The sequence below is a fragment of the Methylomarinum sp. Ch1-1 genome (genome assembly GCF_030717995.2).
In the GTDB taxonomy this organism is placed as follows: domain Bacteria; phylum Pseudomonadota; class Gammaproteobacteria; order Methylococcales; family Methylomonadaceae; genus Methylomarinum; species Methylomarinum roseum.
This window is the reverse complement of record NZ_CP157743.1, coordinates 1,439,616-1,456,866: the sequence shown is the minus strand read 5'-3', so window position 1 is coordinate 1,456,866 and position 17,251 is coordinate 1,439,616. Positions and strand designations below refer to the sequence as shown.

Sequence of the window (17,251 nt, the reverse complement as noted above, 5' to 3'; positions counted from 1 at the left end):
GCAGACGTTCGGCTGACGGTCGCCGATCAAAGCAATGGATACCCCACAGCAATCGCTCAGCCGCTTAGCCGGCATCGGTCCCCAGTCCGTAGCCCGCTTGCAAAAACTGGGTATCCATTGCATTCAGGACCTATTGTTCCATCTCCCCCACCGCTACGAAGACCGCACCCGAATCCAGCCGATAGGCGCGCTGGCGCCCGGCATGACGGCGCTAATCGTCGGCGCCGTGGAATTGACCGACGTATTGTTAAGAGGCCGGCGCAGCTTGATCTGCCGAATCAGCGATCAAACCGGCTTTATCACACTGCGTTTTTTTCACTTTTCCGCCAATCAGCAGACCCAATTGAAGCCGGGCGCGCTGTTATGCTGTTTCGGAGAAATACGCCACGGTTACGCCGGACTGGAAATCATTCATCCGGAGTATAAAGTCGTCCATACTCGGGACAATCTCACCGAAGACAGCCTAACCCCTATCTATCCGCTGACCGAAGGGTTAAGACAAAACACCGTGCGCAAAGCGGTCAAACAGGCGCTAGCGCTGTGTCTGCATCAGTTGACCGATTGGTTGCCGGCGGCCATCCTGCATAGTCATCATTTTCCGACCTTGCAGCAAGCGCTGCAAACGCTACACAGTCCGCCAGCGCATCAATCTTCCCACGACATCCAGCAAAGCAGCGCGTTAAAGCGTCTGGTTTTCGAAGAATTTCTCGCCCATCATCTGCGCATGCTGCAAGGTAAAATGAGTCATAAACGCTGGCAAGCCCCGGTTTTCGAGGTCGACCCTGCCGTCAAAGCACGATTTCTTGCCGGCCTGCCGTTTCAATTGACCGGCGCCCAGCAACGAGTGATCGGGGAAATTGAAACGGACTGCGCGCAACACCACCCTATGCTGAGACTGGTGCAAGGAGATGTCGGTTCGGGCAAAACTGTCGTCGCCGCCTGCGCTGCGCTATCGGCCCTTTCCAGCGGTTTCCAGGTCGCCGTCATGGCGCCGACCGAACTGCTGGCCGAACAACATCTGCGCAATTTTAGCGCTTGGTTCGCCGGTTTCGACTGCGAACCGGTTTTCCTCACCGGCCAGTTAAAAGGCAAGGCCCGCCAACAGACCCTGCAGTCGCTTGCCGACGGTGGCGCCAGAATCGCGATCGGCACCCATGCGCTATTTCAGGACAGCGTCCATTTTGCCAACCTAGGTCTGATCATCATCGACGAACAACATCGCTTCGGCGTACATCAACGTCTGGCGTTGCGGGAGAAAAGCCAGGCGATCGGGCTGCGGCCTCATCAACTGGTCATGACGGCGACGCCGATTCCGCGCACTTTGGCGATGCTGCAATATTCCGACCTGGATATCTCGATTATCGACGAGCTGCCGCCGGGGCGTAAGCCGGTCACGACCAGCGTGATCCCGTCCGAACGCCGCGATGAGGTCATCGACAGAATACATCATTGGGTGGGCCAAAAACGCCAGGCTTACTGGGTCTGCACGCTGATCGAGGAATCAGAGGTCCTGCAATGCGAAGCGGCCGAGAAAACCGCCGAGTATCTGAGCGATGCCTTGCCGGAAATCCGCATCGCGTTGGTCCACGGTCGGATGAAGTCGGCCGACAAAGACGCCGTCATGCAAGCCTTCAAAAATCATCGCTATGATTTGCTGGTGGCGACGACGGTCATCGAAGTCGGCGTCGACGTGCCCAATGCCGGGCTGATGATCATCGAAAACCCGGAACGGCTGGGCTTGTCGCAATTACATCAGCTACGCGGCCGGGTCGGACGCGGCGATGTGGAGAGCTATTGCCTATTGTTGTATCAGTCGCCGCTGTCGGCGGCCGGCAAACAACGCCTGGGCATCTTACGGGAAAGCAACGACGGTTTCGTCATTGCCGAAAAAGACCTGCAGTTGCGCGGTCCCGGCGAAGTCATGGGCACCCGGCAAACCGGGCAGATGCAGTTCAAGATCGCCGACCTGAATCGCGACAGCGAATTGCTGGAGCAGATCCCTGCCGCGGCCGAGATCATTTATAAACAACATCCTGAGGCTGTATCGGCGCTGATCGAGCGCTGGATAGGGGAGTCCGGTCAATATGCCGAGGTTTAAAGGCATAGGCCAGATAATAGTCTTTTGTTCGCCCCCCTTGCTTTGCAAGACAGAGCTGATGCCGACGAACCTAAACAGGACTATAAAAAGAAAACCCGCAAGTGTTTTCAGACTCGCTGCTAGGCGCGTTCTACCTGCTCGGACTCAAGATTAAACAACTTCTGAAACGGCGCAAAATCATGCAAGGGCCGCAATGCCGAATCATGGATAATTTCTTCGCGGTAACTGTCGGTGCGGGAAACCACCTCGGATAAATTGCGCACCGCCTCATCATAATTCGCCATTGCCGTATTGGCGCAGGCAAGTTGATAAAAGGCATGAATGTTATTCGGGTCGATCATTAAAGCCTGGTGACACAAATTGACCGCCCATTGCGGTTCACCCAGCTCCAGCACCGCATCGGCTTTATAGGTCAAAGCTTCACAATCATCGGCGCGCAATGTCAAGATCTGATCATAGATGGCAATTTTATTGGCGGGATTATGTTCCTGGGCCGCTCTCAGCCACAGCGACTGAGCCTCCCGGGTCAATTCAATTTCTTCGCGGTTTTCTTCGATATGCTGCGTTTTTTGGCTCAGTTGCTGCTCAATGAGCTGCAGGCGCTGTTCGTATTCATTGACGAGCTTGGATATTTCTTCATCGACCAAGGAGTGGGCTCGCTCTTTGATTTCTCGAATCGATGACCAGCCCACTAACAGCAATACCGAGGTTGCCCCTGCGATCAAATAGAAGAAATAACTGACGGTATCGGTTGCATAAGTCACCGCCCTGTCTACCGAGGTCAATTCCCTATCGACGATTTGCTGTATCAGCTCAGACTTTTGCGCGGCCATGTCGATACGCAGCTGTTTTAATTCATCCAACACATAGCGTTCGACAAACGGACTGTAAAGGGGCTTATCGAGAGCCGCCACTTTTTCGTCCGCCCGCTCCGGCGCCGTCTTCACCTCGGCAAAGGCTAATCCGCTCATCAACAACAGCGGAACGACTGTCGTTATGAGGCGAGGCATATCGCCTGTCCATGATCATGGACTTCAACCAAACAGCTATGCAAACTCTTGATGGCCTGGTCGAAATCATCCTCATTAATGACGAATTGCATATCGACCTGACGCATCGATTGGTGCAATGCCAAGACGCTGATATTGCTATCGGCCAATGCGCCTACGGTCTTGGCCAAGATGCCGGATATTTGCATGTCGCTGCCGATTGCAGAAACGATCGAGACTTTCTGTTGATTAATCTCGGCTTCGGCAAAACGCTCTTCCAATGCAATGCGGATCCGTCTAATCGTTTTCAGATTAGTCGCGATATAATGGGTGATGGTGTTGGCGTTAATGTCCTTGGAAATGATATGGGCCTTGAAGCGCTGAATCTCCGACAAGATGGAGGCGTCATACTGCTCGATATTTCCCGCCATGTCTTGATCAAACAGTTCTATCGCATAAACGCCTTTGCAACCGGCGATAATTTCCACGCAAGGCTTATCGCTGACGTAATCACCGGTAATCAGCGTACCCGCATGTTCGGGTTCGAAGGTGTTTTTGACCCGTAACGGAATATTATTCTGCCGCAATCCTTTCGCGGCCTTCGGATGTATCGCCTCCATGCCCAGGTTAGCCAATTGATCGGCGACATCATAATTGGTTCTCCCGATAGGCACGGCGTTGGCTTCGCCTACCAGCCGGGGATCGGCGCTACTCAAATGAAATTCTTTATGGATAATCGTTTCCTGCGCTTCCGTCAACACCGCGATTCGGCTAAAGGTCATTTCGCTATAACCGCGATCGAAGGTCGACATCAAGCCCTTTTCACTATGGGCATAGCCGGTCACGATCGGCAGTTGCGTTTTCAGGTCCAGATCTTTAAACGCCGTTTGAATCCTCTCATCCAGTGAAATATGTTTGCTGGACTGCCAGCCTGTTAAATCGATCAAGCATGCATTGACGCCGTCGCGTTGTAACAATGTCGCCGTATTCCAAGCGCTATGCACTTCGCCAATACTAGCCAGCATTTCCCTGACCGTCGCCAGGTGCGCTTCCAAAGCGAAATGACCGTGTCGGCAGAGACTCTGTAAATCTTTCAGACATTTATGGGCATTATCCAGACGTTGTCCGATAAAAATGTTCGCCTGCTCCAGCAACTCATCTTCGGCAAATAGCGATGCATTGATCGCAAACATCTCTTGTTTCAATGCCAACAATGCTTCCTGCCAACTCTCGTCATTCAGACCATTGGCGAACAAGGCAAAAACACCGGGCTGAGTGTTTTTCTTATGCTCCAACAACTGATCGGTGATGCCTCCATAAGCCGAAACAACAAAGATTCGCTGATAGAGCGTGTCTTCTCGCATCGGCTTCAGGATGATGTTATCCCGAACCGAAGTATAATCGCTCATGGAAGTGCCGCCGATTTTCTCGACGCTATGAAAATTCATTTTAATTACTCTCCTTTAGGTTCTGTACAGGCCGCACATAACCAGGTATCGGGCGCTGTTTCAAGTCTGGCATAAGAAATTTCGCCACCGCAACGTTCGCACGCACCGCCCTCTTCGCTATCGAGCCATTGCAGATTCAATTTTAAACGAGTCAATTCGCGTTCAGTATTGCCAACTATTTCCGATTCAACGCTGGAATCGCTGATATCGAGATGGGCGGACTCAACTTCCTCCGGATGTTTCCTGGAGGTTATCGTTCCAATGTCGCCGAGCACTTCTTCCAACAAAGCGATTCGTGCGCGAATTAAGCGCTTGAGTTTTAAGCGCTGCTGATCATTCATAAGTCGTGTAATGATGAGTTTGAGGCGTTATCGGCTTGCAATGTGTTCTGGCGCCGAGATATTCAGGACGAGGAGGATTGCCGCCATAAGGTTCGACAACCCGATTACTGATCGCGTTGTAAACAAAAAAAGCATTGGAACGAGGCAATGGCGTAATATTACTGTTAGAGCCGTGCATGACATTGCAATCAAATACGATCACACTCCCCGGCTTTCCGGTCGCCGTGACTATCCCACCCAGGTCAACCAACTGCTGCAAACATCCATCGTCCGGAACTCCACATTCCTGCTTCTTTAACGAAAACCTGTAATGCTCGGCAGGCGTCTCGCCCTCGCATACGGCATAGTATCGATGAGAGCCCGGAATCAACATCAGCGGGCCATTATAGCTATGGTTTGCTGTCAAAGTGATCGACATGCTTAAGGCCCGCATCCGGGGCATGCCATCCTCCACATGCCAAGTTTCAAAATCGGAATGCCAATAGAACTCCTTGCCTCTAAACCCCGGCTTGTAATTAACCCTGGACTGGTGAATATAGACATTGTCGGCCAACAGATATTGCGCCAATCCCGCTAAACGCACATCGGAAGCAAGCTTGTTAAATACCGAACTGATTTCGTGTATTTTAAAGACGGAGCGAATATCTCCGCTTCCAGCCTCGGTAATAGTGCCTTCGGCCCACCTTAGTTCATCGATCTTTCTCAGGCGTTCGAGCTCCTGACGAAAATAGCCGACCTCACTGTCATTGAAGACATTCTCCAGCACCAAAAAACCCTGCTCTTCGTATTGACTGACCAAGGCGTCATCAATAGGACTGTTATCGACATTTTTAGCGTAAAGAACTGGATCCTGTCGTTCAATCAATTGCGCTTTCCTACCGCCGCGAGACGGATAGACATCGCTGCTCTCGTTCAGCGTAAATTTTTCCTTAACGATCATAGCTGGTTAAGTCCTCCTCTATGCTTCTGATGCTTGCGATCCGAAAACAGCTTCCTTGCGGGGTTTTCGTTATGGGCGAATGCGAAAGTCTCCTTTTATCTATTGCTAACCTGAATTCGGGTTAAGAAACCAGCCTGTTATCAGATAGCTCTTCCAGAAGACGCCATGAACCCAGCATTTAAATAAACGAAGATGATTTATCGCAGCCATTAGCCTATGGAATTTAGGTGCTGGGTGAATACGTCCATGCAGGCTTGAGCGGACACCTCCTTGTTCCGCCTTATTTTTAGGATTTGCTTGCAATGACGCGTTACTCTTCGATGGGATCCGCTTCTAATTCGTAAGCGCCCTCAGCATTGTGCACCTCCTTACCGGTAACCGGAGGATTGAATACGCATGCCATTTTCATTTCCTTGAACGCTCGTAAAATATGTTTATCATGCTTATCCAAAACATAAAGCGTGCCCGGCGTTATCGGATATTTCTTGCCGTCTTCCAAGGTTTCCACTTCGCCCTCCCCGGCCATACAGTAAACCGATTCCAGATGATTTTTATAATGCATCTGAAAATCAGCTCCTGCGTAGATGGTCGTGATATGGAACGAAAACCCCATATTGTCATCCTTTAACAGCATCCGAGTGCTTTCCCAGTTACCATCTGGCGAGACGATTCGGCGTCCCGTTTTTTCTTCATCTTGTAAGTTTCTAACTATCATGCTTATTTATTCTCTTATTAGCGGATTGAATCCGCGCTTAAATGCAAAAACAACCGTCAACTCGTAAAACGGTCGTCTGTTAACACCCCAGGTTACAGTCGCTGTTCACACCATCAGTGCGAAAATTTTAATGCTCCCCTGCGGCATATACATTTTACTGACTTTTTTGATCAGAAGATGTTTCAGCCGGCCAGCTTTGACCGGCTTTAACCTCCGATATGCCGCTTTTAACTGGCCAATTTTTGATTGTCAAAATAGTCTTTTTCTTCTGGGATGGAATCCTCTTTGCCGCAGACTTCCTTGATCGCCTGCTCGACGATATCCATGCCCTTTTTCAGGTTTTCATCATCGATAACCAGAGGACATAAAAACTTGACAACATGATCCTCAGCCCCGCTGGTTTCGATAATCAAATTATGTTTAAAGGCCCTGCGAGTAATCTTACCCGCCAGATCGCCATTGACACAGTTAATGCCCTGGAACATGCCGCGTCCTCGAGTGGTGAAATTGCCTTCGCCATACTTTTCGATGATCGCTTCCAGGCGGCTAGAAATATAATCGCCTTTCCGCTTAATCTCTTTTGACAACTTATCGTCCGACCAGTAATGATCGATAGCGGCCTTGGCAGTCACAAAGGCAAAGTTATTCCCCCTGAACGTGCCGTTATGCTCACCCGGCTTCCATAGATCCAGCTCAGGACGAAAAAGCACGACGGCAAAAGGCAAACCATAACCGCCTAATGATTTTGACATCGTCACGATATCCGGATAGATACCCGCCTCTTCAAAACTAAAATAAGTCCCGGTGCGGCCGCAACCCGCTTGAATGTCATCAACAATCAACAGCACCTCATGTTTTCTGCACACTGTCTGCAGATTCTTCAACCATTCGAAACTGGCCGCATTGATGCCACCTTCCCCCTGCACGGTTTCGACAATCACCGCTGCCGGCAGATCGACGCCGCTGCTGGAGTCTGAAAGCACTTTATCCAGATAAGCGGTAGTATCGATGTCTTCACCCAGATAACCATCAAAAGGAATACGGCTGGTTCCGCTCAGACTGACGCCGGCGGCGCCGCGGTGATGGGAATTACCGGTGGCGGCCAATGAACCCAAACTGACGCCATGAAAACCATTGGTAAAAGCAATAATATTCTCGCGCCCCGTCACGTTTCTGGCTAATTTCAAGGCCGCTTCAACGGCATTGGTGCCAGTCGGCCCGGTAAACTGAACGACATAATCCAATTCCCGTGGCTTCAGAATTTTTTCGTTGAAAGTTTCCAGAAACTCACCTTTGGCCTTGGTATGCAAATCCAGCCCATGAGTAATGCCATCATTATGAATATAGTCGAGCAGTTTTTCCTTGAAAATAGGGTTGTTGTGGCCATAATTCAAGGTGCCGGCGCCGGCCAGGAAGTCTAGATATTCATTGCCCTCCTCATCATAAAGGAACACGCCTTTTGCTTTATTAAACACACGCGGAAATGAACGCGCGTAACTTTGTACTTCTGATTCTATTTCTTCAAAAATTTTCATTTTCTATACTCTATTTGTTGTTAAACGGAAATAACTTTGAAATTTGTTCGTTATCGTCAGGAGAAATTGTCGGGTTGGCGCAAGCCAGCCGATCCAACTGGCGACTTACCAAGGTCTGCGTTTGACTTGATCGCCTACGATGGCGCGGTCAATTAGTTTTTTAGCAACGGCCAATCATCTTAACGGGCCAAGCTTGACTAACATTTCCGTGTCATGTGCATGGTCAAAATGTTTTCCCCGATCAAACATCACCGACGACTGGAGTTCCGTTTGCAACTTGTTTGCAAGCCCCTGAAACAAAGCCCACGAAGCCTGATTAGCCTCTGTAATGGTGGTTTCAATATGCGTGACATTGCGGCACTGAGGTCTAGCCAGGATATTCTGCGCCATGCTTGACGCCAAACCTTGACCTCGAGCTTGTTCTGCGACAGCCACCTGCCAGATAAACAGCGTGTCAGGGCGCTCGGGAATGAGATAGCCGGAAATAAACCCCACCAGTTCTCCATCGAGCAAAGCGGCAACCGAAGTCGCGGCGAAATGACTGCTCTGCAATAAATTACAATACATGGAGTTGATGTCCAATGGCGGGCACCGTTCGACCAACTTAAATACTGATGCGCCATCTTCCGGCAAAGGCGGACGTAATTCTATTGTTAACTGTTTGGTTTCCGATTCACTCATATAGGTTTATAAAATAACGATTATTTATGACACTAAATATTTATTGCTTAAGACAGAAAACATCAAATCAATAACGCATTGTATTTGCTGGCAGTATATTTTTTCTCTAGCGGACTATCTAGCGGATTAATTATATTGTACACTAAACATTTTATTTGTCCAGATCACAAAATCTAGCCGATATCAATAGGGCCTAGAAAAAATATCGGAAAAAAATCATCGTTTTGCCGTAACCCGACAAACCTAACCCGGTCCAAATGATCGACTTGGCGATGTCTTCTAACGAAGCAGCAATCAAGGACACATCGAGCCTCCGGTTCACAAAACCGATGACTTGCAGCTCGCCTCTATGACGGCGCTTATTTAATCAGCACACCCTTACCCTCAACCGCGTAAAGGCCTTGTTTCTGATTAACCGAGACTGACGCATCGACAAGCAGACCCTCTAACCTTTGCCGAGCCCAGCAGCGGCCCGAGCACGTTATCAACCAGAGCAGAAATTGGTCGCAAGTGAGCTATCCAAGCTTTACAGCCTCTTCTCTCATCGTTAAACAATGAAGAAATATGAATAAAATTCTTAGCTTGTCATCCACACGGTTTATAATTAAGAGTTACTAATGTTAGAAAGGGATATACTTTTGGAGCGTATCGAAGAAGTACTGATTGCATTACGCCGCGTCATAAGAGCAACCGATCTTCACTCAAAATATCTTGCAAAGACCACAGGCCTGACTGCACCGCAAATCTTGTTACTGCAAACCATACGCGGGAAAGGCCAAGCGACTATCGGCGATTTAGCCAACGAAGTCAGCCTCAGCCAAGCGACCGTCACGACCATCCTGGACAGGTTGGAGAAGCGCAACTTAGTCTATCGAGAGCGCTCTCAAGAGGACAAACGGAAGGTCCACGCCCATTTGACGGCCCAAGGAATGGAAACCCTGAAAAACGCACCTATTCCACTGCAAGATCATTTTACCCGTCAGTTTGACACACTACAGGAATGGGAAAAGAGCATGATCATATCGGCCTTGCAACGGCTTGCCCAGATGATGGATGCTCAAGATATAGACGCTTCACCGGTACTGGATGTCGGCAAACTGGATAGACAAAGCCCATCTAGCGATGAAAACGAAGCCTTCCCCAAACCTCCTCTGTAGTGACGCTATCATCGATGACTTACCTCTTTCGGTGTAATTATTTGAATGCTGATTGATCAAGCCGCCTGCATTTCCACCGCCCCTGACAGCCAAATATTGCAATTTAAACTCACGCTGCCTCAGGATCTGCAAATGCCGTGCGAAACAGGACGTCGGAAACGGCCGTTGCACCAGGATTCGCATGCGCAACGACAGAAGCCGATAAATGAAAAACGAGGTACGACTCTTTTTTAGAAAATTATGCCGAATAGTGACGGTTCATTTACGGGAATCAAGCTAACAACCATTCTTAGTCGCAGCATCACCGTCATTCACCACCCGAACCCCATTATCAATCGCTGGTTAGGTCATGCCAGCCAACATACCGAGGTTTAACGCAAAAGTGCCCGCTAACAGTTTTTTATTCGAACAAGAACCCAATTGGAAAACTAATCGGCCCGGCCTACGTCACAGCCTGCCCGAAGACGTGAGCTCGTGGGTTTATGAAGCCGGCTCATTGACTCGACGGCTGCGTGGCTTTTATCGCAACAGCTTTGCCGTGAAAATATTATTTCATCAATGGAAGCCGGCTTTTTTAAGCGAAAGCCGACAACTACACCTACCCTACCAACAATACAACCTGATACGCGAGGTGTTATTACATGCGGACGGCAAGCCGCTGATATTGGCCCGCACCATTCTACCGAAAAAAACCATCAACATCGCCAAACGCAACCTTTCTCATTTAGGCACCCGTCCGCTGGGCGAGGTCATTTTTTCATACCCCGATCTGGAGCGCCTGCAGCTCGATATCAGCGCGGTACCCCCGGTTATCTGGCGCCCTCCATTGCGCGAACAAATCGATCTTAAGCACACCGTTTGGGGGCGCAGAACCATTTACGCCATCCAGAAACACCCCTTGTTGGTCAGCGAATTTTTTCTGCCAGGGGCGCTAGAGGTCGTCTAAATCACTTCAATAACGCACTAACTATTCAGCTTGGTCATGAGAAAAATATCCTCCCCCCTCTGATACAGGGCTACCTCATTAAATGAATGAGTGGCAAAGCAGAAAATTAACAACAAATACGCCAGGCAGGATGAAGATATGGACTCCTCTCCTTTCCAAGGTGTCGTATACAACGGTCATATTTAAACGGAATAAAACAGGGGCCCGACACGAATCATAACGTAGTGGATCTTGAGCGGGCCGGGGTTTGTAAGCCATACGCATCAAGCTAAGCGCAACGCCTCGCTTTTTGATGCGCTTCACGTTGTTCAGCACATCCTTCGAAGGCAAGGCTACATTGGCATCGCAACCGTAGAGAGGATTCGCCGCAGGGCAATCCGCCTGGATACGCACAACGGCCAATTTTGCCCCGGTGGCGGTTTTTGATGCGCTTCACGCTGTTCAACATCCGAAGGCAAGACGGTGCTTTGCGTAGGAGCGCTGCCCTCGGCGCGAAAAGAGCCATTCGGCCCGAGGGCGGGCCTCCTACGGGCAGACTTTGGCGGAATCGCGGCGCAAGTAGCAAGTAGCCGCATGTCGCTATGCAGGTCAACGAGGTCCTGAACGATTCAACCGACCGTGACTAGAGTAAGTTAAACGTTTGGGGCGGGTTAAATAACCCGCCCCGCCTAGAGGGATAACGCGATATTAACCAATGTGTTGGTTCAGGTATTTTTTAATGAGGGAGCCCTGCCCTCTGATAAAAGTACGTTGAATAATTACAATTCTAGAAAATTAGTAATTATTCAGCGTAGTTTTACTAAAAGGGAGTAGGTTATTGATTTATCGGGCTGTCTGCAACAGGACGTTGCAGTCAGAGCTTACATGGATGTATTCACGCATCCCGAGAAATCAATGACCTACTGCCTAAAACCCGAAAGATACTGAATAGTTACGAAAATTATTGCTGTTACTTCGGCCCCTGTCGCGTGGTTAATGAGGATGGATCGGCGCCGCAAAGAAATCAAAAAACATCCATAAAATCAGCGTCGACATCAACAGGGTCATGATCATCGCCGGGGTGCCTTTTTTGATCCAAAGACCAGGGGTAATCGCCAATTCCGGATTACCGGTGTCTTTAGCCAGGCGCTCCGACAAGGTCACAATAAACACATTGGCGGTAGACCCCAAATGCGTTCCATTACCTCCCATACCGACGCCGATGGCCAAACTCCACCACAGCGGGGCGACCGTAATCCCTTGCGCTTCCATGCTGAGGATAATCGGCACCATCGCTGCGGTAAACGGAATATTATCGATTAACGCCGACAATATGGCGGCAACCCACATCAGCACGATACTGGCCATCAACAAGTCTTTTTCGACAAAAGGCTTAATGAAAGAACCGAGGTATTCGAGAAAATGACTGTGCTCGACGCCCCCGACTAGAATGAACAATGAGATGAAGAAAATAAGCAGGGTCATTTCCAATGATTCAAAAGACTCATCGAGATCGACATCATTGGCAAAGAAAATCAGCACCGTGAGCCCTGTCGCCGCCACCATCCAGGCGCGCCAGCCCATTTCATGATGCAAAATAAACATGACCACCATCAAGGCCAGCACAATCAACGAAATTCGCCAGGTTTTAGGGTCCTTAATCCTACCCTTGTCGGCAAAATCCGAAATCGATGGCAGAACCGACAGCTCCTTGCGAAACAAAAACTTTAACGCATAAAGAACCGTCAACCAAGCCGCAAAGACGATGCCGCCCATATGCATTAAAAATGCATTAAAATCGATATGCGCCGCCGACCCGATCATTAAGTTAGGCGGGTCGCCAACCAATGTTGCGACACCTCCGGTATCGGAAAGCAGAGCCGCCGCCAACAAATAGGGAACCGGCGATACCTTTAAGGCCTGACAAATCAACACAATCAACGGCCCGAATATAACCACCGTGGTGACGTTATCCAGCAACAGCGATATCACCGTCACAGCCGTGCCCAATAACACCATCAATAAAAAAAGCCGCCCCCGGCTGAAATCGGCGATCCGATAGGCTAAGGCCTGAAAGCCGCCGGTGGGAATCATGATGCTGACGATGGTCATCATTGCACCCAATAGGAACACGACATTCCAATCGACCGCTTCCACGGCGAGCTCCGGACTATAAAACCCAAACCATTGCCCGGCAAATATCATTATGCCGGCGCCGAGCATCGCAAATTTGGTCCGATGAAAACCATGCACGCCCTCGGTAAAGATGCCAAGAAAAGTCACGATTAAAATGATCGCCGAGACCATCATCGAGGTGTTCCAAGCTAATGTTTCAGTCATGCGTCCTCCCTTGATCATTTGATGAATGGCGGTATTAATCGCTAAGCTACCCAACCCTTCGCTCAAGACTTATCGGCAGCCAGTCAAACATTGGGCGCCCCACATACGATAATACCAGGCACAATATTAGTATTTAATCGATATTATACTGTACACCATTAACGACTTGATTTCATATCTCCAGATAATTTCCTCATCATGTAACTATTCTGGTAACTATTCAGTATCTTTCAGGGTTTAGGGAGTAGATCATTGATTTCTCGGGACGCGTTCACCCAGCACCTAAATTCCATGGCTATTGGACTATATTTTACATTCCAGGATAATTTAGGTGCTGGGTGAACGGCGCTCCTCGACAGACACTCCCCATGCCCTAAACACCGCAAAAATACTCAAACGGGGAATGGCTGGCGCCTACCGAGCACCCGTCATATATAACGTAACTGAGTACTAGCGTTCCGTCAAAAAAACACGTCCGGCAATCACGATCACCAGCATCGGCATGGCAAAACTGATCAACATCACGAAAAACAGTAAACTGCCCAACTGGCTGTAATCAGCCGGAATGGTAACGACTCCGGTCGCAGCATCGCTGACTTCGCGTGTCACTAGGAACAACTGATTAAGCAATTTCGTAATCAGTTGCGATAACGACAAGGCCAAATTGACGAAAGCCGCCATGACCGCGAAATAGGTCGCCTTCAGATGCTCAGGCGCGGAATTGGCAATCCAGGCCAACATCGGAATCATCGCGATCTGGCCTAACGGCGATTCCAACGCTGTATCAAACAAGGCGATAAAGCGGGCATCCACTACCCCACCGGTATGCGCCGCCGTCCATTCGTGGAGACCGTAATATAGCCCCAGATTCGGCAGATAGAGCAGGCTCAAGGCGATCGTCAATACTGCGATGATATAGGTGATGGGGCGTTCAGCCATAAAACGGCGAAACAGAAACATGCCCAACAACGTCAGGCTGCTGGTCAGCAAGGATAACTTCGACAAAAACTGCTGATCGAAATCCAACTCATCGATCATCCACCAGGTTTCGCCGGCGCCGGTGGTCGGCACGGAGCGAAACGCAAAGATGACCAAGGCGGTCGCGTAGAGCTGGTTTCTAGCACGCCTGCCCAGTTCCCGAGTCAAGCGCCAAATCAGAAAAACGACGATGGCGAGAGAACCGACAAAGACAATTTCTTCATTATGAGCGATATCCACCACCCCCATCGTGACGGCAAACAGGACAAAGCCCAGCCCGCCGCCGAGGATCCACCAATTGATTTCCGTTTCCTGCTCCTGGGGACGGCCAAGAATAGCCTCGATATCCTCAAATTCATAACCACGAGCCGCCAGACGACAGGCCTGCTGGCGACGCAAATACGAGGCCAGCGCCACTCCCAGCACTGAAACGACAGGAATCCAAAGCGCCCAATGGTAGACGCTCAAATAAATCCGCGCCTTCTCCGCGGCATTCATCGTCGCCACACCGCTGAAGAGCTGAACATTGACGGCCGCCACCAACATTGAACCGCCGATGATCGCGACCCGACCCAATGTCTGCATCGTGGTATGCGCCAACATTATCTGCTGTTGGGGAATCGGTCTGCCTTGTTCGTCAAACCGCGGCACCGCCTCGACGGTCATCGCGTCGGCCACGGTATCCTGCATAACATAGCCGACCGGCGCCAGCAATGCCGCCAACACATACCAATTTTCCGCCGGCATGATACCTTCCATATAACCGGGGTCGGACAGCAGATTGCTCATGATCAGCAAACTGGCGGCAATCAACAACGCGCCCAGATAGATCAGCCTATGCTTGTACTGCCAAAGCAGATCGACCAAATGTCCAAGCGGCATTTTCAATGACCAAGGCAACATGGCCCAGAAGCTTAGAGATGCCAGGAATTCGGCCGACAACCCCAGATACTCCTTGACGAAAAAGGTGCCGACGATAGCGGTTAATCCCGAAATGCCGGCGGCCAAATAAACCATCAACGGCGGCAAATAACTCAAACGCATCTGCCGGCCCAAATCGAAAATATTACGATCCAGCCAAGACCGCCATTGCAGCGCTAATCCTGCGGCGCTTAACTTGTCCTTTCCGAGGGCGTTTTTCTGTCCGAACACGATCGACCTCCGCGATAGTAAAGTTAAACTGACATCTTCTTCCGACCATAAGCGGCAGACTTAATCACGGCCGTCAGGCTGATCGAGACCTTACCCATTAATCTGAGTTCGGGTTAAGAAACCAGCCTGTATCGGATAGCTCTTCCAGAAGACGCCATGAACCCAGCACCTAAATAAACGAAGATGATTTATCGCAGCCATTAACCTATGGAATTTAGGTGCTGGGTGAATATGTTCATGTAGGCTTGAGCGCGGCATCCAGAGCCACCTGGCGCGCCCTAACCCTTTGAAATATATGATTCTTTTATCCAAAACTGAGGTTAATTACTCAATACCGCTACCATTTTGGCACCTACACGGCTAAAAAACCCAGGCTGCATCAATGCCTTGGCCTGCCGGGTTTCGGCGGCATTCGGCACCAGTTCGCGCATACAATCATAGATGTATTGCGCCTTCTCCGTTTCGCCGATGGCCTTAAAATAAGCGCATAATACGCCGGCAAAGGCAGCATATTCATTGGCGTGAAACTGCTTTCTGCGGGGATACAGCGCCTTCAGATCGAATTTTTTCTCGAATATCCCCGGTATTTTGTCATACTGTTTTTCCCGTAAGCAAAGCTGCGCGTAATGGCAACGAGCAAATAGATAATTGGGGTTTTGTTGATAATTTTCTTGAATAGCCTGTTTTTGCCGAGCCAGATCGGTAAAGCCGTACGCCACCGACAAATAATTATAGATCAAGGGAATTTTCGGATATTGTTGTTTCAATGCCAGCAATCTGGGTATTGCCTTCTCGGCATCTTTGCGATTGTTTACCAGCAGCTCGTCAAGCTCTTTTTGCACCGGTTCCGGCAATTTTTGTATTTTCGGATCAACGATCGCCTGGTAAGTAATTTCATAGGGAACTTGCTCGCTGTCACCTAAGTTAGTTGCCAAATGTGGCTTCGTTCTTGCTCTTTTTGACATGTTTATTAAGCATTAAGATTAAAAAATAACCGAGGCCTGCGGCCGCATAAAACTCAGAATATCGAAGGCCTGAAAACTGGCTTCTTGTATTAGCGGCGCCAGGTTGTCTTCGTTTAATTGCAGATGTCTAAAAACCGGCGCGTCATAATCAAGCTCAGGCTCTTCGAAATCAATCTCCTGTTTGGCGCAGGGCTCTATCTTATCAGCAATGTGAGCCGCAATATAAAGGATGCAAGCATCATCAACCGATTCTGTCGACTTGAAAGGATCGAGCTGACTAGCGATCATCGCCCAAATCGTCGCGGGCAATTTCCATTGTTTTAACAGCTCGGTCCCTAGCTCGGCATGACTAAAACCGAAGGTCTCTTTTTCCTTCGCCGTCATCACCGCTTCTCCTTGATCCTTCAAACTGAGTATCAACGCCGATTGCTTGGGATAAACGCTAAAAAAGACTAGCTTGCCGATACTATGCAATAAGCCGGCAATAAAAAAACGCTCGCAATCCTGCCTATGGCATAGCTTTGCCAGTAAGCGCGCCAACACACCGCTGGTCACGCTGTGATACCAGAACGTATTCATATCGACCAAGTGTTCGGGAATCCCTTTAAAGCTCTCGGTGACGGTCGTCGCAACGACCAAGTTACGCAACGACTTCTGACCTATCATCGTGACCGCTCTTGAAATCGTGTCTATTTTGCCTGAAAACCCGAAATAGGCGCTGTTGACTATTTTTAGCAATTTTGCAGTTAAGGCCGGATCATGCTGAATCACGGCGACAAGATCGGCGTTATTGCATGTGTCTTCATTCAACAATTCGTTAACTCTAAGAGCCACATCCGGCAATGAAAACAAGGTGTTTACCTTTTCCGCCAACATTTTCGAAGTCATAGTAAACCCTTTTAATTTAACTGAAGAGCTTAAATTCTAGTATGTATAGTCCATTAAGGGAATGGAAGCCGGGAAGTCTGGCATTGAAACCTGGATTTG

The 17,251-nt window shown here is 49.5% G+C and carries 14 protein-coding genes; 3 read left to right on the top strand and 11 right to left on the bottom strand.

Annotation, left to right across the window (positions count from 1 at the left end; translation table 11 throughout):
• Positions 1-34 precede the first annotated feature (34 nt).
• Complete coding sequence (recG, locus tag Q9L42_RS07080; RefSeq protein ID WP_349432438.1) at positions 35-2,098, top strand: ATP-dependent DNA helicase RecG; 2,064 nt, start codon at positions 35-37, stop codon at positions 2,096-2,098.
• Positions 2,099-2,217: 119 nt separating this feature from the next.
• Here recG and Q9L42_RS07075 read toward each other — a convergent pair whose 3' ends face one another.
• The 7 genes from Q9L42_RS07075 to ectA form a co-directional block, all read right to left on the bottom strand.
• Positions 2,218-3,108 carry a TPR end-of-group domain-containing protein gene (locus Q9L42_RS07075; RefSeq protein WP_305909134.1) on the bottom strand — a complete coding sequence of 297 codons (891 nt, stop codon included), beginning with the start codon at positions 3,106-3,108 and terminating at the stop codon, positions 2,218-2,220.
• On the bottom strand, positions 3,093-4,535 hold the full coding sequence (locus Q9L42_RS07070; protein WP_305909135.1) for an aspartate kinase: 1,443 nt from the start codon (positions 4,533-4,535) through the stop codon (positions 3,093-3,095). The genes Q9L42_RS07075 and Q9L42_RS07070 overlap by 16 nt, the downstream gene beginning before the upstream one ends.
• Positions 4,536-4,540: 5 nt before the next feature.
• The gene (locus Q9L42_RS07065; protein WP_305909136.1) at positions 4,541-4,876 is read right to left on the bottom strand and encodes a TraR/DksA family transcriptional regulator; all 336 of its coding nucleotides are present in this window, start codon (positions 4,874-4,876) and stop codon (positions 4,541-4,543) included.
• Positions 4,869-5,816: an ectoine hydroxylase gene (thpD, locus tag Q9L42_RS07060; RefSeq protein ID WP_305909137.1), complete on the bottom strand. Its 948-nt coding sequence runs from the start codon at positions 5,814-5,816 to the stop codon at positions 4,869-4,871. The genes Q9L42_RS07065 and thpD overlap by 8 nt, the downstream gene beginning before the upstream one ends.
• Before the next feature lie 310 nt (positions 5,817-6,126).
• On the bottom strand, positions 6,127-6,531 hold the full coding sequence (locus tag Q9L42_RS07055) for an ectoine synthase (RefSeq protein WP_305909138.1): 405 nt from the start codon (positions 6,529-6,531) through the stop codon (positions 6,127-6,129).
• Positions 6,532-6,758: 227 nt separating this feature from the next.
• Positions 6,759-8,066 (bottom strand): diaminobutyrate--2-oxoglutarate transaminase, encoded by a 1,308-nt coding sequence (gene ectB / locus Q9L42_RS07050; RefSeq protein ID WP_305909139.1) that lies wholly within the window; start codon positions 8,064-8,066, stop codon positions 6,759-6,761.
• A 174-nt stretch (positions 8,067-8,240) separates the two neighbouring features.
• Positions 8,241-8,747, bottom strand: a complete 507-nt coding sequence (gene ectA / locus Q9L42_RS07045) for a diaminobutyrate acetyltransferase (protein WP_305909140.1) — start codon at positions 8,745-8,747, stop codon at positions 8,241-8,243.
• A gap of 617 nt (positions 8,748-9,364) precedes the next feature.
• Between ectA and Q9L42_RS07040 the strand changes: the two genes are divergently transcribed.
• Both Q9L42_RS07040 and Q9L42_RS07035 read left to right on the top strand, forming a co-directional pair.
• Positions 9,365-9,904 (top strand): MarR family winged helix-turn-helix transcriptional regulator, encoded by a 540-nt coding sequence (locus tag Q9L42_RS07040; protein ID WP_349432434.1) that lies wholly within the window; start codon positions 9,365-9,367, stop codon positions 9,902-9,904.
• A gap of 349 nt (positions 9,905-10,253) precedes the next feature.
• Complete coding sequence (locus Q9L42_RS07035) at positions 10,254-10,850, top strand: chorismate--pyruvate lyase family protein (RefSeq protein ID WP_305909142.1); 597 nt, start codon at positions 10,254-10,256, stop codon at positions 10,848-10,850.
• 972 nt (positions 10,851-11,822) lie between these two features.
• On the opposite strand, the gene Q9L42_RS07030 is transcribed toward Q9L42_RS07035, so the two are convergent.
• From Q9L42_RS07030 to Q9L42_RS07015, 4 genes are all read right to left on the bottom strand, one after another.
• Complete coding sequence (locus tag Q9L42_RS07030) at positions 11,823-13,169, bottom strand: SLC13 family permease (RefSeq protein WP_349432432.1); 1,347 nt, start codon at positions 13,167-13,169, stop codon at positions 11,823-11,825.
• A gap of 450 nt (positions 13,170-13,619) precedes the next feature.
• Positions 13,620-15,299: a hypothetical protein gene (locus Q9L42_RS07025; RefSeq protein ID WP_305909145.1), complete on the bottom strand. Its 1,680-nt coding sequence runs from the start codon at positions 15,297-15,299 to the stop codon at positions 13,620-13,622.
• A 320-nt stretch (positions 15,300-15,619) separates the two neighbouring features.
• A complete protein-coding gene (locus tag Q9L42_RS07020) occupies positions 15,620-16,234 on the bottom strand; it encodes a hypothetical protein (protein WP_305909146.1) in 615 nt (204 codons plus the stop codon).
• A 48-nt stretch (positions 16,235-16,282) separates the two neighbouring features.
• A complete protein-coding gene (locus Q9L42_RS07015) occupies positions 16,283-17,152 on the bottom strand; it encodes an HDOD domain-containing protein (protein WP_349432429.1) in 870 nt (289 codons plus the stop codon).
• Positions 17,153-17,251: the final 99 nt, after the last annotated feature.

Coding starts and splice junctions, on each gene's coding strand:
- recG (WP_349432438.1), top strand. CDS start 35: ATGGATACCCCACAGCAATCGCTCAGCCGCTTAGCCGGCATCGGTCCC.
- Q9L42_RS07075 (WP_305909134.1), bottom strand. CDS start 3,108: ATGCCTCGCCTCATAACGACAGTCGTTCCGCTGTTGTTGATGAGCGGA.
- Q9L42_RS07070 (WP_305909135.1), bottom strand. CDS start 4,535: ATGAATTTTCATAGCGTCGAGAAAATCGGCGGCACTTCCATGAGCGAT.
- Q9L42_RS07065 (WP_305909136.1), bottom strand. CDS start 4,876: ATGAATGATCAGCAGCGCTTAAAACTCAAGCGCTTAATTCGCGCACGA.
- thpD (WP_305909137.1), bottom strand. CDS start 5,816: ATGATCGTTAAGGAAAAATTTACGCTGAACGAGAGCAGCGATGTCTAT.
- Q9L42_RS07055 (WP_305909138.1), bottom strand. CDS start 6,531: ATGATAGTTAGAAACTTACAAGATGAAGAAAAAACGGGACGCCGAATC.
- ectB (WP_305909139.1), bottom strand. CDS start 8,066: ATGAAAATTTTTGAAGAAATAGAATCAGAAGTACAAAGTTACGCGCGT.
- ectA (WP_305909140.1), bottom strand. CDS start 8,747: ATGAGTGAATCGGAAACCAAACAGTTAACAATAGAATTACGTCCGCCT.
- Q9L42_RS07040 (WP_349432434.1), top strand. CDS start 9,365: ATGTTAGAAAGGGATATACTTTTGGAGCGTATCGAAGAAGTACTGATT.
- Q9L42_RS07035 (WP_305909142.1), top strand. CDS start 10,254: ATGCCAGCCAACATACCGAGGTTTAACGCAAAAGTGCCCGCTAACAGT.
- Q9L42_RS07030 (WP_349432432.1), bottom strand. CDS start 13,169: ATGACTGAAACATTAGCTTGGAACACCTCGATGATGGTCTCGGCGATC.
- Q9L42_RS07015 (WP_349432429.1), bottom strand. CDS start 17,152: ATGACTTCGAAAATGTTGGCGGAAAAGGTAAACACCTTGTTTTCATTG.